Annotated in this window: 19 protein-coding genes; 4 read left to right on the top strand and 15 right to left on the bottom strand. The window is 62.5% G+C overall.

The window, feature by feature from the left end; all coding sequences use genetic code 11:
- The first annotated feature begins 91 nt into the window (after positions 1-91).
- Both QQ977_RS00575 and QQ977_RS00580 read left to right on the top strand, forming a co-directional pair.
- The gene (locus QQ977_RS00575) at positions 92-784 is read left to right on the top strand and encodes an SCO family protein (protein ID WP_285926901.1); all 693 of its coding nucleotides are present in this window, start codon (positions 92-94) and stop codon (positions 782-784) included.
- Positions 781-1,599: a sulfite exporter TauE/SafE family protein gene (locus QQ977_RS00580; RefSeq protein WP_285926902.1), complete on the top strand. Its 819-nt coding sequence runs from the start codon at positions 781-783 to the stop codon at positions 1,597-1,599. Before QQ977_RS00575 ends, QQ977_RS00580 begins: the two co-directional genes overlap by 4 nt.
- A 119-nt stretch (positions 1,600-1,718) precedes the next feature.
- Here QQ977_RS00580 and QQ977_RS00585 read toward each other — a convergent pair whose 3' ends face one another.
- The 3 genes from QQ977_RS00585 to QQ977_RS00595 form a co-directional block, all read right to left on the bottom strand.
- Positions 1,719-2,825, bottom strand: a complete 1,107-nt coding sequence (locus QQ977_RS00585; protein WP_285926903.1) for an aminotransferase class V-fold PLP-dependent enzyme — start codon at positions 2,823-2,825, stop codon at positions 1,719-1,721.
- Positions 2,826-2,912: 87 nt separating this feature from the next.
- Positions 2,913-3,248 (bottom strand): thioredoxin, encoded by a 336-nt coding sequence (trxA, locus tag QQ977_RS00590; RefSeq protein WP_285926904.1) that lies wholly within the window; start codon positions 3,246-3,248, stop codon positions 2,913-2,915.
- Positions 3,249-3,412: 164 nt separating this feature from the next.
- Positions 3,413-3,814 (bottom strand): helix-turn-helix domain-containing protein, encoded by a 402-nt coding sequence (locus QQ977_RS00595; protein WP_285926905.1) that lies wholly within the window; start codon positions 3,812-3,814, stop codon positions 3,413-3,415.
- A gap of 174 nt (positions 3,815-3,988) precedes the next feature.
- Here QQ977_RS00595 and hemE point away from each other — a divergent pair, with 174 nt between their 5' ends.
- Positions 3,989-4,999, top strand: a complete 1,011-nt coding sequence (gene hemE, locus QQ977_RS00600) for a uroporphyrinogen decarboxylase (protein WP_285926906.1) — start codon at positions 3,989-3,991, stop codon at positions 4,997-4,999.
- Positions 5,000-5,234: 235 nt separating this feature from the next.
- On the opposite strand, the gene QQ977_RS00605 is transcribed toward hemE, so the two are convergent.
- From QQ977_RS00605 to QQ977_RS00620, 4 genes are all read right to left on the bottom strand, one after another.
- Positions 5,235-6,080 (bottom strand): carbon-nitrogen family hydrolase, encoded by an 846-nt coding sequence (locus QQ977_RS00605; protein WP_285926907.1) that lies wholly within the window; start codon positions 6,078-6,080, stop codon positions 5,235-5,237.
- Positions 6,077-6,511: an SRPBCC family protein gene (locus tag QQ977_RS00610; RefSeq protein ID WP_285926909.1), complete on the bottom strand. Its 435-nt coding sequence runs from the start codon at positions 6,509-6,511 to the stop codon at positions 6,077-6,079. The genes QQ977_RS00605 and QQ977_RS00610 overlap by 4 nt, the downstream gene beginning before the upstream one ends.
- Positions 6,512-6,645: 134 nt before the next feature.
- Positions 6,646-6,870 (bottom strand): DUF7123 family protein, encoded by a 225-nt coding sequence (locus tag QQ977_RS00615; RefSeq protein ID WP_285926911.1) that lies wholly within the window; start codon positions 6,868-6,870, stop codon positions 6,646-6,648.
- Positions 6,871-7,006: 136 nt separating this feature from the next.
- Positions 7,007-7,189: a DUF7525 family protein gene (locus QQ977_RS00620; protein WP_285926912.1), complete on the bottom strand. Its 183-nt coding sequence runs from the start codon at positions 7,187-7,189 to the stop codon at positions 7,007-7,009.
- Between the two features lie 177 nt (positions 7,190-7,366).
- Between QQ977_RS00620 and QQ977_RS00625 the strand changes: the two genes are divergently transcribed.
- Positions 7,367-8,326: an LEA type 2 family protein gene (locus QQ977_RS00625; protein WP_285926914.1), complete on the top strand. Its 960-nt coding sequence runs from the start codon at positions 7,367-7,369 to the stop codon at positions 8,324-8,326.
- A 177-nt stretch (positions 8,327-8,503) separates the two neighbouring features.
- Here QQ977_RS00625 and sufD read toward each other — a convergent pair whose 3' ends face one another.
- The 8 genes from sufD to QQ977_RS00665 all read right to left on the bottom strand — a co-directional run bounded on the left by sufD (position 8,504) and on the right by QQ977_RS00665 (position 18,382).
- Positions 8,504-9,715 carry a Fe-S cluster assembly protein SufD gene (gene sufD / locus QQ977_RS00630; RefSeq protein ID WP_285926915.1) on the bottom strand — a complete coding sequence of 404 codons (1,212 nt, stop codon included), beginning with the start codon at positions 9,713-9,715 and terminating at the stop codon, positions 8,504-8,506.
- Between the two features lies 1 nt (position 9,716).
- Entirely contained in the window at positions 9,717-11,147 is a 1,431-nt protein-coding gene (gene sufB / locus QQ977_RS00635; RefSeq protein WP_285926916.1) for a Fe-S cluster assembly protein SufB, read from the bottom strand.
- 61 nt (positions 11,148-11,208) lie between these two features.
- Positions 11,209-12,120 (bottom strand): ABC transporter ATP-binding protein, encoded by a 912-nt coding sequence (locus QQ977_RS00640; protein ID WP_285926918.1) that lies wholly within the window; start codon positions 12,118-12,120, stop codon positions 11,209-11,211.
- A gap of 482 nt (positions 12,121-12,602) precedes the next feature.
- Entirely contained in the window at positions 12,603-13,649 is a 1,047-nt protein-coding gene (locus QQ977_RS00645; RefSeq protein WP_285926919.1) for a tyrosine-type recombinase/integrase, read from the bottom strand.
- Positions 13,639-14,043 (bottom strand): DUF5805 domain-containing protein, encoded by a 405-nt coding sequence (locus QQ977_RS00650; protein ID WP_285926920.1) that lies wholly within the window; start codon positions 14,041-14,043, stop codon positions 13,639-13,641. Before QQ977_RS00650 ends, QQ977_RS00645 begins: the two co-directional genes overlap by 11 nt.
- 253 nt (positions 14,044-14,296) lie before the next feature.
- Positions 14,297-14,707: a DUF4870 domain-containing protein gene (locus QQ977_RS00655; RefSeq protein ID WP_285926921.1), complete on the bottom strand. Its 411-nt coding sequence runs from the start codon at positions 14,705-14,707 to the stop codon at positions 14,297-14,299.
- A gap of 1,015 nt (positions 14,708-15,722) precedes the next feature.
- Entirely contained in the window at positions 15,723-16,646 is a 924-nt protein-coding gene (locus tag QQ977_RS00660; RefSeq protein ID WP_285926922.1) for a hypothetical protein, read from the bottom strand.
- A gap of 53 nt (positions 16,647-16,699) precedes the next feature.
- Complete coding sequence (locus QQ977_RS00665; RefSeq protein ID WP_285926923.1) at positions 16,700-18,382, bottom strand: AAA family ATPase; 1,683 nt, start codon at positions 18,380-18,382, stop codon at positions 16,700-16,702.
- Positions 18,383-18,435 lie beyond the last annotated feature (53 nt).

An 18,435-nucleotide genomic window follows, 5' to 3' on the forward strand; every position in this document is an offset into this window, starting at 1 on the left:
CCCTGGTCCGTCCGTCGAACGGCGATCGGCGTTCGACGATTCGAGAGCCGGACCAGATCGTTCATGGGATGACGGTTCGTAGGCGCGACCGATGCAACGACGTTCGTTCCTTCGGACCGCCGGAGCCGGAACCGTCGTCGCTACCGCCGGCTGTCTGACCTCGGTCGTCGGCGACGACGACGGACACACCGTCCTCGAGCCGCCGAAGGATCCGCTTCGTCCCGATTCGCCCCACCCTGCCCCGGAATCGGCGCTTCTCTCTCACGGCGAGTCGTTCCCGCACTTCTCGCTTCCGGACCCGATCGCGGATACGACCGTCGAGACGAACGCACTCGAGGGGTTTCTCGTCTGGACGGCGTTTTACGACTTCTGTACGGCCGAGTGTGCACCGCTCATCAGCGACCTCGCTCGCGTCCAGTACCGGATGGACGAACTCGGATACAGCGACGACGTGACCTTCCTCGCGGTGACGTTCGACCCCGAACGTGACACCCTCGAAGTGCTCCAGGAGAACGCCGCCCAGCGCGGCGTCGACCTCGAGGCCGGCAACTGGCACTACCTGCGACCAGACGACGAGGCCGAAGCGGAGTCGATCGTCGCCGACGACTTCGGCGTCGTCTTCGAACGAGTCGGCGAGGGCGGGGGGTACGATTTCAAGCACGCCGCCGTCTCGGTGATCGCCAACCCGGCCGGCTACGTCGAGCGAGCGTACCGGAGCGAAGTCCCCGAACGCGAGGGGCTCGCAGAGGACCTCGAGACCGCACTCGAACGCTGGGAGGAATGACCGCCATCGTCCCGCTCGAGACCTGTCTCACGCCCGGCGTCGATCCGGCAATCGGCGCGGAGTCGCTTGGACTCGCCGTCTTCTTTCTGGTCGGACTGCTCGGCGGTGCACACTGTCTGGGGATGTGTGGACCGCTGGTGACGACGTACGCCGATCGGTTGCGCGAAGATTCGAGACGCGAGACCGTGACAGTCCGAGCGGTGCGCCAGCACGCCCTGTTCAACCTCGGTCGAACGGCGAGCTACGCCCTCGTCGGCGGGCTGTTCGGATTCGCCGGCTCGGTCGTGTTCGTCACCGGAACCGGCCTCGTCGCCGTCATGGCCGAGATTCACGCGGCGCTCGGGCTATTCGTCGGTGCGATCATCGTCGCGATGGGGGTTCACTACCTCGCAGGACGCGGCGTGCTCGGTGGTTCGGTCGGAATCCCGGTTGTCGGATCGGCCGTCGGACGACTGCAGAGCTGGTTGCTCGCCCGGGTCGACGGCTGGGTCGGCGGCCCCCGGATCGCCGGACTCGGTGCGGCCCACGGTCTGCTTCCCTGCCCCCTGCTGTATCCGGCCTTCCTCTATGCGTTCGTTCAGGGCTCTGCGGTCGGTGGCGCGCTCTCGCTTGCCGCCCTCGGCGTCGGGACGATCCCGTCGCTGTTTCTGTACGGCACGCTGTTTCAGTCGGTCAGCGTCGAGACGCGCCTGCGGCTCCATCGCGTACTCGGTGTCGCCTTCATCGCGCTTGGCTACATCCCGCTGCAACACGGGCTCGCGGTTATGGGGATCACGCTTCCGCACCCGCCGATTCCGTACTACCAGCCGATCTGATACGGATCGTTGTAACGTGGTACCGGTGATCGCTGCCCCGTTCGAGCGATACTGGAGTGAGGCTCGGCGGATGCGCGAACGACACGATCCCGACGACGCCGTGTGAGTCCGGTAGCCGCCTACAGTGCCTCGAGGACGGCGTCGACGTCCTCGGGGGTGTTGAACGCGTGAACCGACACGCGGACCGCCTCCGGAAACGGCAGCGATCTGACGACGATCCCCTCCTCGGCGAGCCGGGAAACGGTCGCCTCGGGATCGTCGGCGGCGATCGTCACGAGCCCCGACTCGTACTCTCTGGGGCTCAGGAGCCGGTCGTCGTCGAGGCCGGCTTTGAGCCGGTCGGTGAGCGTCGCGATCCGCTCTTCGACCGTCTCGACCCCGACGTCGCCGAACAGCTCGATCGCAGCCTCGAGGCCGGCGGCGAGAGCGGGGCTGGTCGTGCCGGCCTCGAATCGACCCGCACCCGGACTGTACTCGTATGGGTCGGCGTAGGGGTCTTCGACGCTTCGGTAGCCAATCGCGCTCGGGGCGAGGTCCCGTTCGACACCGTCGCGGACGTAGAGAAAGCCGGCTCCGAACGGGCCGAGCAGCCACTTGTGGCCGGCGGCGGCGACGAAGTCCGCACCCCACTCGTGGACGTCTATGGCGGTCTGACCGACGGACTGGACGGCGTCGACCAGCACGTACGCGCCCGCCTCGTGGGCGGTCTCGACCACCTCGGAGACCGGAAGCTGCGTCCCGTGACTCCAGGTGAGCGAACTCAGACAGAACAGCGTCGCCTCGCCAGCGACCGCTTTCGTCGCCTCGAGGTCGAGCCGGCCGCCTTCGGTCTCGAGGACGCGGACGTCGACGCCGCGTTCGCGCTCGAGTCGACGCCACGGGAGGATACCCGCGGCGTGTTCGAGGTCAGTCCGGACGACGACGTCTGTCTCGTCCCAGTCGATCGCACCCGCGACGCGGTTGATGCCGTCGGTCGTACTCTGGGTCAGCGCGATCTCGGTCGGCGAGGCCCCGAGCAGAGCTGCGACGGACGTCCGAGCCGTGTCGTCCGCGTCGGCGGTCGCCTCGTACGGTCCTTTCCCGGCGTGAGCGTCGTACTCGTGGTACTCGAGGGTCGACCCGATCGCGTCGACGACGCGACGCGGGCTGGGACCGCTTGCCCCCGTATTGAGATAGATCGCCTCCTCGAGAGCAGGGATGTCAGCACGAAGCTCGGTCGGGTTCATGGGATCACTGTTGCCGACCAGTCAGTAGAGACTACCGGTCGAGAAGCACCGATCGAACGCGCCGACTCGATCGCGGCGTCGACGACGTTACGTGTAGTTCTCGATCATACTGCGGAGCTGGTCGGCCGGCTTCGCGCCGACGTGCTGTTCGGCCTGCTCGCCGTCTGCGAACAGTACGAGCGTCGGGACGCCCCGGACGCCGTAGGTGGCAGCGAGCCCCTGGAGTCGGTCGACGTCGACTTTCGCGACGGCGGCGTCGGTCTCGCTCGCGAGTGCCTCGACGACGGGCTCGAGCATCTGACACGGGCCACACCAGTCGGCGTAGAAGTCGACGAGCACGACGTCGTACTCGGCGACGACGTCGTCGAGGTGTGATTCGTCGTCGATGACGATCGGTTCGTCGGGAAGTTCGGTCTGTGACATCGTACGCCTACCTACGGACCAGGACGGTTTAACAATTTTGGATAGTAGATACAATACCGATGACGAGGTATTGGTTCGAACGCGGGTTTCCGGCGGTCGATCGGAGCGTATCTGATGCGGTGTTGGTATATCCCCGAAATACCGAAGCGGTGGCCCGACGGCCGTCAGCTCTCGACGGTGACGGGTTCGACGCGTTCGTCGTACTTGTCTTCGAACTCCTGGATGAGCTGGCCCATCTTCGCGTACCAGTCGTTGAGCATCCGTTGCATGTCGTCTGCGATCTGTTCCGGATCGGTCGGATAGTACACGTGGTAGTATCCTCCCTGGTCGTAGTTGACCTGCTCTTTCTGGATGAACCCCGTCTGGAGCAGTCGCTGGATCGATCGGTAGGCGGTCGATCGCTCGCGGTCGACCCGGTCGGCCACTTCGTCGATCGTCAGCGGTTCCTCACTCTCGACGAGAACGCGGAAACACTCTCTGTCGAGCTGTTTGAGACCGTGAATGCACTCCAGCAGACCCTCACACTCCATGTCTTGCTGGAGGTATTCGGACATCGAACTTGCCATTGGCTCGGTCTAGCGTAGACGGTCCGACGGTAAAAGGGCTTTGTGTATCGTGTGCAATGCCGCCGGGAACGAGTCTCTGTGACTGGGGTCCTGTCACGAGTGAACCGATCCCCGATCGATGAACGGGAGACCGAGAGCGACCGACTTATCTACGCCCCCGCCGGTGACGGAGATATGAGAGACCTCTTCGTCCGTGCAACACGGGGCGAACGAACCGAGCGCCCTCCGGTGTGGCTGATGCGCCAGGCCGGCCGGTACATCCCGGAGTACCGGGAGATCCGCTCCGAGTACACCTTCTACGAAGCGATCACGACGCCCGAGGTGGCCGAACGCGTCACCATGCTACCCTGGAAGCTGTTCGAGCCCGACGGGATCGTGATGTACTCGGATATCCTCACCGCGCTCGAGCCGCTCGGATTCTCCTATCACATCGAATCCGGCGTCGGACCCGTTATCGAGAACCCGGTCGACGGCCCCGACGATGTCGATCGGGATCGCCGACCCATCGACGAGACGCTTCCCTACGTCGGTGAGCTGCTCGAGCGCCTCCAGGAGCGACTCGAGGGCCGGGCAGCCCTCATCGGCTTCGCCGGCGGCCCCTTCACGCTCGCAGCCTACGCCGCCCAGGGCGAGCCCTCCCGGAACTACGTCGCCCTGCGACGACTCCGGGCGGCCCACCCGGAAGCGTTCCGGACGCTGCTCGAGCAGTTCGCCGACGTCGTCGCCGAGTACCTGACCTACCAGGTCGACCACGGCGCGGACGTCGTGAAGCTGTTCGACACCTACGCGGGGTTGCTCGGACCCGCGGACTACCGGGAATTTCTCTTGCCGCTACACCGACGCATTCTCGAGTCGGTCGACGTCCCGACGGTGATCTTCGCACGGAACATGGGCGGCCGACTCGACTTGCTCGCCGACAGCGGCGCGGACGTGGTCGCACTCGACTGGACGGTCGAGATGGCCGACGCACGCGCCCAGCTCGGCGATCGACCGGTCCAGGGGAACCTCGACCCCGCGGTCTTACTCGGCGACGAAGAGACGGTCCGAAAGCGGACCCGCCAGATCATCGAAGCGGCCGGCCCGTCGGGACACGTCTTGAATCTCGGACACGGCGTCGACAAAGACACGCCGGTCGAAAACGTACGCGCGTTCGTCGAGACCGCGAAGTCGATCGATCGCGGGTGAGGCTGCCGGCTACGGGCCTGTTATCTGGCGCGTGAGGATTCGTTCGCATCGAACTCGCACACCTCGAAGGCGATGGTGACGAAAGGGAGATGAGGGGTGCGGACGAGGTGTGTGGATCCACGTGGACGTGGCGGCCGGAGACGCGTTGCCGGTCGCGACGTGAAAAGCGCCGTCTCCCGGCGGTGTACCGTTGGAGGTCAGCGAACTAAAACCCTCGGATGCCGACGACGGGTCGCTACGACCGCCGATCCTGGAGGGCGGGAAACTCCTCGCGAACCGATTCGACCCGACTCGGCTCGATCGTCGTCGTCACGATCGTCGGTTCGTCACCGCTCGAGGCGACCGCTACGCCCCAGGGATCGTAGACGCTCGAGCGACCGAGTAACGTAGCGTCTGCGAACGATCCGGAGCCGTTTATCGTCGCGACGTAACACTGGTTCTCGATCGCTCGCGCCCGCGAGAGCGTCTCCCAGTGTTCGATCCGCGGGTAGGGCCAGGCACTCGGCACGCAGATCAACTCGGCACCGGCGTCGACCAGCTCGCGGTACAGTTCCGGAAACCGGAGATCGTAACAGGTCGTCACGCCGACGGTGAACCCGCCGACGTCGGCAGTCTCGAGGCGTTCGCCCGGAACCAACAGCTCGCGTTCGGCCGACTCGTAGCCGAAGAGGTGGTGTTTGCGATAGACGAGTTCGAGTTCGCCGCTCGAGTCGAACAACGCGGCCGTGTTCGCGAGCCCCTCCTCGGCCGGCGTCGGAACGGCCTCGGTCGCGGCCAGATCCTCGACGATACTGCCCGCGAGGACGGCGACGTCGTGGTCGGCCGCTGCCTCGCGCAGGCGCGTGAACGTCTCTCCTGCGAACGGCTCGGCGTGTCGTTCGTACAGGTCGAACGCGAAGTAGCCAACGGTAAACAGCTCCGGCAGGGCGACGAGATCCACGCCGCGGTCGGCCGCCCGGGAAATCGCCGCCAGTGCCCGATCGACGTTGCCGGGGACGTCACCCGCCTCGATCTCGAGTTGAGCCAGGGCGATCGTCACCTCGTCTTCCGATGGCCTCCGTTCGGTCCGTTCGCCGGTCATGAGTCTCGCCGCGCATCACGCTCTAAGGCACGACGCAGGTTCTCGAGTTCACCATCGAGGTTGCGTTTGAAGAACTTCTCGACGCCGGGAACTTTGCCGTCGACGACGAAGCTGTTCACGAGTCGGCTCCCGCCGTTTGTCGACTCGATCTCGTGTTCGCCGGTGACGTCCATCACCTTCGATCGGCCGACGAACTTCACGAACGTCGGCGGGTCCCGGGTGACGTCTTCGGTCTCGACAGTGATCGTCCGTCGGACGAGCGGGATCGGAAGCTCGACGTGCCAGGTGATGTGGGTTCCGGTCCGACTGTCGACGTCGTAATCCGCGACGACGCTAATCGCCCGAGCGCGGTTTTCGGGCACGGCGATGAACTCCCAGACGCGGTCGGGTGCGATCGAGAGTTCGAACGTGCGTTCGACCCGAACGGTCATGTCACTACGTGCGGGACTCGCGGGTAAAAAGACGGTGAAAGCGGCCCCGACCGCCTCATCACAGCGACTGGAACAGCTCTCCCGGAGATTTGCGGGCGTTTGCAACCTTCCGCGATCGACTGTCGCCGATGATATCAGCTAAGTGTTACCTTCCACGTCGTCGATCGAGCGCGGCCCCACTTCTCGATATCGACGTCGTCCGATTTCTCCGCGAGGTGGGGAAGTCTCGCCCCGACCTGTTTCGACGAGAGTCCGATCGCATCCGCTATGTTTTTCGCCCGGAAGTACTGCTCGCCACGGGCGGCACTCTCGCGGAGGTACGAGAGAATCCGCTGTTCTTCGTCGGAGTAGTCGGTCATCGTCGTCACGTTCGACTAGCGTGTCTGTCGTCTTAACTCTTACAGACGACGGTAACGCGAAACGCTACCGAGACGCGAACGTCCCGTGGTTCGACAACCGGAACGCTCTCTGATACTGTCGGCTGGAACACCGTCGTCAGTAGAGGTGGATCGCGACGACTGCAAGCGTGCTAAACACCATCGCGGCGGCAAAGCCCCACGCCGCTTCGATCTCCGGTGCGCCGACGAACATGCCGACCGCACCGGCGGCAGCGATGAAACCGAGAATCAGTGCGAGTCCTAGTTCCTTGTCGGTCGTCGACTCAGTTGCGTTGGCCATGTGTCGCCGTTGTAGCGGGGGTTTCTTAATTGCATCTTTTCGACGCGACGGGCGTACTGACCGCTGTACGTCATTGCCGGCGAAACCACAGACAGGGATGGTTTTGCCGGAAATCGGTACAGCAGACCGTAGACCCTCCAGACTCATGCCGGTGCGCGTGGTTCGTTGTCCGAACCGATGAGGGAGATCGCTGCGACGGTCGTCGGCAGCTCGCCCCGCACGCTAGGGATAGTCGTCCTCGTCGCCGCTGTCGCGGTCGGCGGGGTCGCCCTCGCGCTCGTCGCCACGCCGTCGGTCGAGCGCATCGACGCCGAGTTCGGCACGGTCAACGACACTCACACGGAGATTCGGGCCGATCTCCTCGTCGACGCTCCCGTCGGAACGGGACCGGTAGACGGCTCTGCCGACTACACCGTCGCGATGAACGACGTCGTCGTCGCCGGCGGGGACGAAGACGGCGTCTCACTCGAGCCCGGCCAGTCGTCTGTCTCGACGAGCACACACATGTCGAACGACCGGGTTCCCGCGTGGTGGGTCACCCACATCGACAACGACGAGCGAACCGACGTCGTCGTCGACGCGACGATCACGACTCCGGTGCCCGGGTGGGACGCGGCGGTGAGCGACCACCGGACGGTCGAGACGGACGTTCTCGGGTCGCTCGAGTCGAACGAGACGCGACCGATCGACGCCGACCTCGCTCTGGTCGACGATCCCGTCCTGTACGTCACCGCAACGCGGGCGGAGTGGGGCGCGGTCGACGAGAACCGGACCGAACTCGAGGTCGACGCCGACGCGTACAACCCGACGGCGTTCGACGCGTCGGTGAGAGAACTCTCGTACACCGTCCGGCTGAACGACGTCGTCGTCGGCGACGGCGAGACGTCGCGCAACGACACTCTCGAGGCCGAGAACGAGACGACGCTCGATGCGACCGTCGACGTCGAGAACGACGCTCTCGGAGAATGGTGGGTAACTCACCTCGAGAACGATCAGGTTTCGACGCTCGAAATCGTCTTCGAGGTACGGATCGAATTACCGACGGGCGGGACGGTTACAGTCGACGTCGAACCGTTCCCCGACGCGACGATCGAAACCGATCTCTTCGACGACGAGTCCGACGACGGCGACGGCTGATACGGAGTGCTGTACCGATGTCCCGGGGCACCCGCAGAACGGTCGCGGGTGCGCCGGGACAGACGGACAACGGTCCGTATGAACACGTGGGGTCGAACGCACAGAATCGACCGGCAAAACGGCGGTCGAACGGGTTGACAGACGGTGGGAATCGAACGAAGGCGGTGACAGCAGGTATCAGCCTTGCAGTCGAGCCTCGATCAGGTCCGCGACGTCCTCGCGGAGTTCGTCGACCTCGATCTCCTCTAAGACGGGCACGAAGAATCCTTCCACGAGCATGTTCCGGGCACGCTCGGGGTCGACACCGCGGGAGGTCATGTACAGCAGGTCCTCCTCGTCGATCTGGCCGACCGTCGCGGAGTGGCTGGCCTCGGTGTCGTGGTTGTTGATGATGAGCTTCGGCGAGGCGTCGGCTTCGCTCTCGTCACTAAGCATCAGCGTGTTCTCGCGCTGATACGAACTCGTGTCCCAGGCGTCGCGGCCGACGTCCTGGACGCCTTCGTAGACCGATCGGGCGGTGTCGTCGGTGACGCCGCGGGTGACCAGATCGGCGGTCGTGTGCTCGGCCTGGTGCCAGACCTTGACGTCCAGGTCGAAGTGCTGGTCGTCGTGACCGAAGAACGCGCCGACGATCTGCGTCTCCGAGGAGTCGCCGTTGAGTTCGGTCGAGGTCTCCGTCTTGGTCAGCTGCGTGCCGAAGTTACCCTCGATCCAGTCGACCGTCGCGTAGGTGCCGGCGTCGGCGCGCTTCGTGGTGAAACAGTAGGCGTCCTCCGCGAGATTCTGGAGGCTGCCGTACTGGACGTAGCTGTTCTCGCCGGCGGCGATCTCGACGATCCCGCTGTAGTACTGCTCGTCTTGCTTCTCGCCCGTCGACTGACGTTCCAGGATGGTAACCGACGACGACTCCTCGGTGATCACGAGCGTGTAGTTGAACAGCGACCGGGAGTTCTGTTCGGTCCGGATCGTCACGTCCTCGGCGTCGACACCCTCGGGGACGTAGATGACGGTCCCGGTCGAGAAAAGCGCCGTCGACAGCGCGGTGAGGTAGTTCTCCTGGGGGGGAACGACCGAACCGAACTGCTCACGGACGAGGTCCTCGTGCTCGGCGATGGCCTCGGCCCACGGCAGGACCTCGACCTCGTCTGGGCCGACCTGGTCTTTGTCCTCCGCTGCGTTCAGCGGATCCACGAGCGTCTCGTAATCGAGCTCGTGGAGGTTCGTCCAGTCCCGACCCGGCGTCCGGATGACGTCTGGCATCTCGAGGTCTGCGAGCGCATCGAGCGCCTCGAGACGTGTCTCGAGCATCCACTCGGGCTCGTCGAGTTCGCCCGAAATCTGTCGTACCTGTTCTTCCGTGAGGTTTGCGTGTACCTGCGTCGTACTCATATTATCCGAGGCTACCCTCCATCTCGAGTTCGATGAGGCGGTTGAGTTCGACCGCGTATTCGATCGGCAGTTCCTCCGTGATCGGCTCGATGAAGCCGGCGACGATCATCTTCTTGGCGTCGTCGTCGTCCAGTCCACGCGACTGCAGGTAGAAGATATCCTCGTCGCCGATTTTCCCAACTGTGGCCTCGTGGGCGACATCGACTTTCGACTCCTCGATCTCCATGTACGGCATCGTGTCCGACGTCGACTCGTTGTCGAACATCAAGGCGTCACACTCCACCGCAGTCGAGGAGTTCTCGGCACCGTCGGCGATGTGGACGAGGCCACGGTAGTTGGTGCGGCCGCCGTCTTTCGCGATCGATTTGGACTCGATCGTCGACTTCGTGTCGGGCGCGTTGTGGTAGACCTTCGCACCGGTGTCGATGTCCTGACCCTCGCCGGCGAAGGCGATGGTGATGTGGGTGTCGGTCGCGCCCCGCCCTTTGAGGATCGAACACGGGTAGAGCATGGTGGCTTTCGAGCCCATGCTGCCCGAGATCCACTCCATCGTGCCGTTCTCCTCGACGATGGCGCGTTTGGTGTTGAGGTTGAACGTGTTCTTCGACCAGTTCTGGACCGTCGAGTACTGGACGTGGGCGTCTTCTTTGACGAAGACTTCCACGCCACCGCTGTGGAGGTTGTGGGCACCGTACTTCGGTGCGGAACAGCCCTCGATGTAGTGCACTTCCGAGCCGGGTTCGGCCACGATGAGCGTGTGCTCGAACTGGCCCATCCCCTCGGAGTTCATCCGGAAGTACGCCTGGACGGGCATCTCGACGGTGACGTCCTCTGGGACGTAAACGAACGAGCCGCCCGACCAGACCGCACCGTGGAGTGCGGCGAACTTGTTGTCGCTCGGGGGCACGCACGTCGTCATGAAGTGTTCTCTGACGAGGTCGGGGTGTTCCTGGACCGCGCGGTCCATGTTCATGAAGACGACACCCTTCTCCTCCCACTGATCTTGCATGTTCTGGTAGACGACCTCGGACTCGTACTGTGCGCCGACACCGGAGAGGGCGTTCTTCTCGGCTTCCGGGATGCCCAGCTTGTCGAAGGTGTCTTTGATCTCGTCGGGCAGCTCCGTCCAGTCGTCGACGCCTTCGCGCTCGTCGACGTCGGGGCGGATGTAGGGAACGATCTCTTCGACGTCGAGCTCGGAGAGATCCGGCTGGCCGGGCCAGTCCGTCGGCATCGGCATGTTCTGGTACTGCTCGAGGGCGCGAAGCCGTCGCTCGAGCATCCAGTCGGGCTCGTCTTTGTCCTCGGAGATCATGCGGATGACCTCCTCTGTCAGTCCTTTCTCGGACTTGACGGCGGCGTTCTGTTCTTTCTTGAACTCGAAGCGCGCCTCGGTGTCTGTCTCTTTGAGGTGATCTTGTTCGGAACTCATGATGTTTCGTTATTCTGGTTTACGGCTGTAGGGTCTTTAGGGTTTGTCTAGCCGAATGCAGTTACGCGGTCTCGTAGACCTCTTCGCGCACCCAGTCGTATCCTTTCTCCTCGAGTTCTTCGGCGAGTTTGGCGTCGCCGCTTTTGACGACCTGTCCGTCGAGCATGATGTGGACGCGATCGGGCTCGACGTAGTCGAGGATGCGCTGGTAGTGGGTGATCTGGAGAATGCCGGTCCCCTGCTCGTCGCGAAGGGCGTTGATGCCGTTGGAGACGTCCTGCAGGCGATCGATGTCCAGCCCGGAGTCGATCTCGTCGAGGACGGCAACCGACGGTTCGAGGATGGCTGCCTGGAGCACCTCGTTCTGTTTTTTCTCCCCACCGGAGAAGCCAGCGTTGAGGTACCGGCGGGCGAACTTCTCGTCCATGTCGAGCTGTTCCATCTTTGCTGTGAGGATCTCCTGGAACGTGGCGACGTCGATCTCGCCTTCGTCTTCGGGACCTTCCATCGGCGAGGTCTCGAAGCCGGCGTCTTCCGCTTCGGCTTCGTCGTCTTCGTCGTCTTCCTCGAACAGCTCCTCGCGCTCTTCGAGTTTGGCGTTCAGGGCCGTCCGGAGGAAGTTAGACATCGTGACCCCTTCGATCTCGGCAGGGTACTGGAAGCCGAGGAAGATGCCGAGTGCGGCCCGTTCGTTCGGTTCGAGCTCGAGCAGATTCCAGGTCCGCTGGTCCTCGTCGATCTCGACCTCGTCACCGAATTCGTCTTCCTCGAGGTGGAGCAAGACTTCCCCATCGGTGACGTCGTAGGCCGGGTGGCCGGCGACGACTTTCGCCGTCGTCGACTTCCCGGAGCCATTCGGTCCCATCAGGGCGTGGATCTCACCCGACTCGACCTCGAGGTCGAGTCCGCGAAGTATCTTCTCGTCGCCGTCTGCTACTTCTGCGTGTACGTTGTTGAGTTCAAGGCGTGCCATAAATTCGATTACCTCTATCGTTCACATCGAGGGCCGTGAGACTCATAACGGTTTCGTATCCCGTTGTGCTTGCTAACGACAGAGAAAAATCGATTCCAATATGAGAAACTCTTATTCTTATATTGTGAACAACAGTTGTCCAGCTCACCAGCTCTCGTGGTTCGTATCAGTACTGATACCCGGTTAGTGACTGTCCCTAATGCCCGTATTCGCCATCTTCCTACTTCCTTATCTATGGAACTTATCCTCTGGAGCATTTGTTAACCATTTCTGGTTACTCTTGCGGTCGACAGACCGGAAACGAGAGAAAACCGAATCAAACCGCCGTTCTCGACACCAGAGAGCGGCATCTGTTTCCCATCGCAGGGCTCGCTCTCGAGGTCGGCGATCTCGTTCGAGCCTGTATCGATATATTTTGTATAGCCACATATGATATATCAGTCGCGAAGCGGACGGTCGAGTCCGTGTCGACCCTCCGGTCATCACTCTCGGAGCAACGAATACACGTGGCGTTCGTAGACGGTTCGGACCCGATCACCCCAGTTGTGGGTGTAGGTGTCGATGACGTCGCTTGCGACGTCGCCGCGGAGATACTTGACGATCCCGCGCTCGCCCGTTCGATCCCGCAGATGCGTCGTAAAGAAGTGCCGAAAGTAATGAGGTGTCACGTTCTCTGTCGCTCCGCCGCCGGTTCGATACCAGCCGTGTCGGCTCGCGTGACGTCGGACGACGTATCGAACCTCGGACGGCTGCAAACGCGTTCCCCACGATTCGCCAGTGTCGAGAAAGAGCGGCTCGGCCGGTGACACCGGATCGGGACGGACCGCCAGCCACTCACAAAGCGTCCGCCGCAGTTCGTCGTCGACTGGTATGACCGTCGATCGTTTTCGCTTGTTCGAGGCCGTCCGACGTTCCCCGTTTATCGTTGTGCCGCGTGCCGGCTCGTCGCCGACGTACAGCGACTGGGGTCGCCCCTCGAGTTCGGCCCGCGGATCGGACTCGAACGTCAGGCCCTCGAACGAGACGTTGAGATCCCGCCTGTCGAGATTACACAGCTCACCGACGCGCATCCCCGTCTTGAGCAGCGTGACGACGACGGCGCGCTCGAGGGGATGGCCGATGGTCGCGACGAACGTTCGCATCTCCGCGACGGAAAGCTCCCGTCGCGTCGGATCGGTATCGATCGATTCGTCCATCTCCTCGACGACGAGCGCCATCGGGTTCGACTCGAAGACGCCGATTTGGACCATGTAGTCATAAAAGCGGTGAACGTAAGAGGCATACGTTGCGACCGTACTCTCGGCGTGGTCGCCACGCAAGGAGTGAACCCAGGCCATACAGTCCCGACGTCCGACGTCAGCGGGCACGACGGTTCCACCCCCACGCTCGTGAAGAAACGTCTCGAACGATCTGAGGACGCGCTCGTATGCCTCGACTGTCCGGTCGCTACGGCCGTGGTAGCGCTGGTCTTCGAGGAAGTATCCGATCGGGTCGTCGGTCGCGTCGTCCGACCTGGTGTCACTCGCCATCCGACTCACCACCGACGACCGTGTATCCACCGTGGCGACCGCTGTATCGAACCCGGTTTCGTGCCTGGAGCTCCTCGAGCGTGTCGTCCAATCGAGACTCGACGTCGTTTGTCACTGCTTCGAGCAGTTCCTCCCAGGAGTACGTCTCATCCGAGAGTAACTCGAGAACCTGCGTCTCGAGGCCGTCACCCCTAGGGGGAACGTCCTCAGAGTTGGACTCCTCGGCACTGGCGTCGGCCGGTTCGAACCCGCGTCGTCCCGCTTGTACCATCGTCCGAACGAACTCGCTTTGGCTCATCTCGAGTTCGTCGGCGTGGTGTTTCCACTCCGCTTTCTGGTAGGCAGGGACGTACGTCTTGACAGTTGACTTGGATGTGTCACGCGGCTCGTCCATACCGAACGTCTCTCATTGCGTGACCTTCAGTGTATCCCCTCATTCAGGATAAGAATTTTTATCCATTCTGCAGGGTACACTTCTGATGAGATAATAGTGCTTCAAATCAACATTCCATCGTCTCTAGTACTGCCAATTCGGATATTATACATACAGGGATAGTCCCGCAGATCGATATCTATATCTGGTGGTGAGGTAGGTAACATACAGCCGACGTCGGTTGATGTCACAGTCCGGCGTCGGACAGTCCGGCTCACGAAACGATATCGAGCGTGAACGGGTACTCGTACACCTCGTCATTGCTCGCTCGGATGATTGCGATAATAATCAGGACGAACCACGCAAGCGCTAGAATCGGAAGCAAGACCAATCCGATGACGACGACGATAGATACTGCGGCGACGAACAACAGGATCGTCCACGTAATCTGGAAGTTCAGCGCTTGTTTTCCGTTTTCGTCGACAAACCGGCTTTCGTCTTTCTTGATAGCCCAGACGAGAAGCGGTCCCAGAACGTTACCAAAGGGGATGAGAAATCCCGCGAACGCCGCCGCGTGGGTGAGAATGCCCCACGTCCGATCGTCACTAGTTACGTCGTACTCGAGTGTCGTCCTATCGCCGATCGTCTCGTGTGGTTCATCCCTGCCGTCCGGGTCTGTTCCCATATCCGGTGGCTCGTTCGCCCGGTACAAAAACCCGGTCGAAGCGACACGAAGGAACGTCACAGGTACAGTGGTTTCGAAACCGTTGTGATACTGTCGGTCATGGACCGGTGAACTGGTGTCCGGTTGATCCGGCCGTTGAACGTGTGTCTGGCCGTTCTGTCACCAGCCGTGTTCACATAGTTATGACCGACAGTATGAACGTCGGCGTTTCGATCCAGAAGCGTCGCCCTGCTCGGCCTGACGACCTCAACGAGGATGGGGGCTTTCTGGTTCCAAGATGTTTACAGAAACTGAATCGGTTCCCGTAAGGAATCCAGTCTCCGCAGGCGTCGGTTCGGGATGAACCATCTACTTCTGCGAGAGCTTTCATTACTCGATTCCTCGGAGAAATCGGGGTTTCGACGGCAGTCCGTCGGGGTCGTGGACGTACTTCTGGATCACACGTCGGTCCCGACACACGTCTCGGGATTCCCGGGCTTGGCGGTGTGTCGTTCTCATACTGTCGATCATGAACCGGTGACGTGGCGTCCGGGTGAGCCGGCCGGTGAACGTCTGTCTGGTGTCGCTCGTCGCGTTCACGTCTGTATGACCGATAGTATCAGTTTCGAGTCCCGAGATAGCGAAACGCTCACCCGCGTTCCTGCTTCGTGACGACCTCTTTGATCGTCGCGTTGTTGGGAATCTCGCATGAGGTTATCACCGATCTTTGAACGAAGGAGTCCAGTCCAGGCCCGAACGAGCCTCTGCGTCGGTGAAAACTGGTTGATCGCCCCGCCCGGACGAGCTACGTACGTTCGATAGTATTCGATTGGCAAGGTGTCTGCGTTCTTGACCGTCCGTTTCTGAACACGTATATCACATACTGCTATATAGAATCTTGGCGTCGCTGTTCGGTTCCGCAGTGATCACTCTCGCAGGAACGCCGGATCGAAGCCTCGCGCGGTGCCCACCACCGTCGTTGTCGATGAATCTTTGCCCGCTGTCGCGAGGTATCCACCCAGCCGGCCCGTCCCGATCACTCGAGAGCCAGTGCCGTTTCCGCTTTGCCGTCGGCGAGAAGCGACCTGACGCTCTCGACGGTAGCCGTTCGTTCGGCCGTGTTCTCCATCAGAACGGTCTCACTGGGAAAGAGCCGGTCGCCAAGAAGGAGCCCGTGTTCACGCGCCGTCGAACCGGTGACCGTCAGGTAGACGCCAAGTCCCGTCTCCGCGATCGCAGCTTCCTCCTCGACGCCCGTCGACGGGTACTGAAACGTCACGTTCTCGAGCGTCTTCGCTCCGAGCACGGCCTGAACGAGACGCTCGTACCGGGGAACGATACACAGCGGGCCGGCGTAGGACTCGAGGAAGTCCCGATCGATCGCCTCCGAGGGCGGAGCGACCTCGGGCGTCGCCATCAGCGTGTGATAGACCGTATCCCCGAGCCCGGTCACGACGCGGACGTCCGTCTCGACCGGATCGATCCGCGCGTTGAGGTCGGCGATTCGATCCAGCGGTTCAGGACGGAGTTCGACGACCTCCTCGAGAATCAGATCGGCGCTGTCGAACGCGAGCGCGAACTCGTGGGTGCGCAACGCACGGAACGGTTCCTCCCGTCCAACGAGTTGGAGGTCGATGTCGTCGGGGACGCTGTCGACGTCCTCGAGCGGGATCGTCACGCTGTCGAAGACGATCCGTCGGGGTTTGCCGGCGCGATCGTCCCGGAGGAGGGTGTACTCCGGTGCTGTCGGATCGTCGACGGTGCTGTAGTCGGCGAGACGGGTATAGACGCTCCCGTTCACCGGGTCGACGTCGCCTTTCGTGACCGCTTTCTCGTGTCGCAGCGTCGAGATGACGTCATCCGCAAGTGCAGACACGTCGAGTCGGCGCGCGAGGCGGTCGAGTACGGACTCGAGAGGACGGCCCTTCCGCGGGACGGCTACCGGAATCGTCTCGCCCATCGATCGAAAATCGACTACGTACGCGTAAACGGGTTACGTTTCGACGCTCCGTCTTAGTCGTCGGTCGCGAACATCGAACCGAGCTGATCGCGCCACTCGACGATGTCGGTGACGTCCTCGCGAACCTCCTCGAGGCCGGATTCGACGCGCTCGAGGTCGTCGTCGAGGTCGTCGACGTCTTCTTCGATCGCGGCCACGTCGTCGGTAACGTCTTCGAGATCGCTCGTGACCTCGTCGACGTCCTCGTCGAGGCTCATGAGATCCTCGTCGATGTAATCGACCCGCTCGTCGGTCGCCTCGAGATCGGAGGCGAGGTCGTCGACGAGCCCTTCCGTTCCCTCGAGGCGCTCGTAGACGTCCTCGATATCCGATTCGAACGACGAGAGGTCGTCTCTGAACTCCTGGATGAGCTGTTCGCCGGTACCGTTCTCGTCGAGGAACCGTTCGACCGCACCGGTGTAGGCGGCGACCTCCTCGACGCGGGACTGGAGGTGGTCGATCTTCGCGACGTCACTCGGCGACGGACCGAGGTCGAGTTCGGATCGAAGCACCTCGAGGTCGTCGTCGTCGAGGTGACCGTTACGGAGCTCCGTGGCGAGCTGGGCTCCGATCGACGCTGCGGACGCAGACGGTGCCGTCCCATGTCTCTCCGTTTCGTCTTCGGCGTCGTCAGCTTCGCCGTCGTCGACTTTGGGCTCGCAGTCGGTCGTTTCGGCGGGTTCCGCCTTCCCGTCATCGGCGTCTGACTCGAGGTCCGGTTCGTCGGCGGCTCCCTCGTCGATCGCGTCGTCGTCCGCTTCGACGTCCGGTTCGTCGGTCGCGTCGTCGTCGACAGGTTGTTCGTCGAGATCGATTTCGGACTCGTCGTCCGTTTCGGGATCGGCGTCGAGGTCTTCCGACTCGGTCGGTTCTACGTCGTCGGATTCCGTCTCGAGGTCCGGTTCGTCGGCGGTATCTTCCGTCTCACCATCATCGTCGACGTCGAGATCGAGTTCGGACTCGTCGTCCGTTTCGGGATCGGCATCGTCCGTTTCCTCGCGGTCGGGTTCCGATTCGTGTTCGCCGTCGAGCGTTTCGTCGTCTTCGAATCCGAGTTCGATGTCGGGAACGTCTTCGTCTCCGGCGTCGTCTGTGTCTTCGTCATCCCCGTCGGCTGCGAGCGCGTCGGGATCGACGTCGTCGAGATCGAGATCGAGGTCGGCTCCGTCGTCAGCGTCGTCCGTTTCGTCGTCGGCCTCGAGTCCGGGAACCGTCTCCGACTCGCCGGAGATCATGTCCTTGACGACCTGGTTTCGATCGTCGGCGACGATTCCCTCGAGCGCCGCATCGTCGGGTTCGTCCGTACTCGAGTCGTCCGACGGACCGGCGTCGTCGACGCGAACGTCTTCGATGGTCGGGTCGACGAGGAACGCACTCGCCTGCTCGTCGTCGTCGACGCGGATGCCGTAGACGGTCACCAACGCGTCGTCCGGCTCGACCGTCCCCACGAACTCGACGTGGTTGTCCTTGTAGGCCGTCCACTGGTCGCTGTGATACTCCGGGTGGAATCCGACGTTGTCCATCGGGAACGACGTCGGGATCTGATCGGAGAGTCGAAACGATACCGGAGCGTCGTGTTCGGATTCAATTTCGAAGCGAACGGCGGGAACTGGAAACTCCTCCGCCGCGAACGTCTTCCGGACTGTCAGCCCACCCGAGCTGACCTCGATTACGTCGTCTACGTCGGCGGTGCTCATGAGGCAGACATTCAGAGAGCATTACCATAAATGAACCGGGGAGTATCCGTCTC

The sequence above is a fragment of the Natrialbaceae archaeon AArc-T1-2 genome, from assembly GCF_030273315.1.
Taxonomy (GTDB): Archaea; Halobacteriota; Halobacteria; order Halobacteriales; family Natrialbaceae; genus Tc-Br11-E2g1.

What these genes read in the sequence shown, in the direction of transcription:
- QQ977_RS00610 (WP_285926909.1), bottom strand. Translation starts at nt 6,511, where the DNA reads ATGACCGTTCGGGTCGAACGCACGTTCGAACTCTCGATCGCACCCGAC.
- QQ977_RS00660 (WP_285926922.1), bottom strand. Translation starts at nt 16,646, where the DNA reads ATGGGCGAGACGATTCCGGTAGCCGTCCCGCGGAAGGGCCGTCCTCTC.
- trxA (WP_285926904.1), bottom strand. Translation starts at nt 3,248, where the DNA reads ATGTCACAGACCGAACTTCCCGACGAACCGATCGTCATCGACGACGAA.
- QQ977_RS00665 (WP_285926923.1), bottom strand. Translation starts at nt 18,382, where the DNA reads ATGAGCACCGCCGACGTAGACGACGTAATCGAGGTCAGCTCGGGTGGG.
- QQ977_RS00620 (WP_285926912.1), bottom strand. Translation starts at nt 7,189, where the DNA reads ATGGCCAACGCAACTGAGTCGACGACCGACAAGGAACTAGGACTCGCA.
- sufD (WP_285926915.1), bottom strand. Translation starts at nt 9,715, where the DNA reads ATGAGTACGACGCAGGTACACGCAAACCTCACGGAAGAACAGGTACGA.
- QQ977_RS00645 (WP_285926919.1), bottom strand. Translation starts at nt 13,649, where the DNA reads ATGGCGAGTGACACCAGGTCGGACGACGCGACCGACGACCCGATCGGA.
- QQ977_RS00650 (WP_285926920.1), bottom strand. Translation starts at nt 14,043, where the DNA reads ATGGACGAGCCGCGTGACACATCCAAGTCAACTGTCAAGACGTACGTC.
- sufB (WP_285926916.1), bottom strand. Translation starts at nt 11,147, where the DNA reads ATGAGTTCCGAACAAGATCACCTCAAAGAGACAGACACCGAGGCGCGC.
- QQ977_RS00575 (WP_285926901.1), top strand. Translation starts at nt 92, where the DNA reads ATGCAACGACGTTCGTTCCTTCGGACCGCCGGAGCCGGAACCGTCGTC.
- QQ977_RS00585 (WP_285926903.1), bottom strand. Translation starts at nt 2,825, where the DNA reads ATGAACCCGACCGAGCTTCGTGCTGACATCCCTGCTCTCGAGGAGGCG.
- QQ977_RS00580 (WP_285926902.1), top strand. Translation starts at nt 781, where the DNA reads ATGACCGCCATCGTCCCGCTCGAGACCTGTCTCACGCCCGGCGTCGAT.
- QQ977_RS00615 (WP_285926911.1), bottom strand. Translation starts at nt 6,870, where the DNA reads ATGACCGACTACTCCGACGAAGAACAGCGGATTCTCTCGTACCTCCGC.
- QQ977_RS00655 (WP_285926921.1), bottom strand. Translation starts at nt 14,707, where the DNA reads ATGGGAACAGACCCGGACGGCAGGGATGAACCACACGAGACGATCGGC.
- QQ977_RS00640 (WP_285926918.1), bottom strand. Translation starts at nt 12,120, where the DNA reads ATGGCACGCCTTGAACTCAACAACGTACACGCAGAAGTAGCAGACGGC.
- hemE (WP_285926906.1), top strand. Translation starts at nt 3,989, where the DNA reads ATGAGAGACCTCTTCGTCCGTGCAACACGGGGCGAACGAACCGAGCGC.
- QQ977_RS00595 (WP_285926905.1), bottom strand. Translation starts at nt 3,814, where the DNA reads ATGGCAAGTTCGATGTCCGAATACCTCCAGCAAGACATGGAGTGTGAG.
- QQ977_RS00605 (WP_285926907.1), bottom strand. Translation starts at nt 6,080, where the DNA reads ATGACCGGCGAACGGACCGAACGGAGGCCATCGGAAGACGAGGTGACG.
- QQ977_RS00625 (WP_285926914.1), top strand. Translation starts at nt 7,367, where the DNA reads ATGAGGGAGATCGCTGCGACGGTCGTCGGCAGCTCGCCCCGCACGCTA.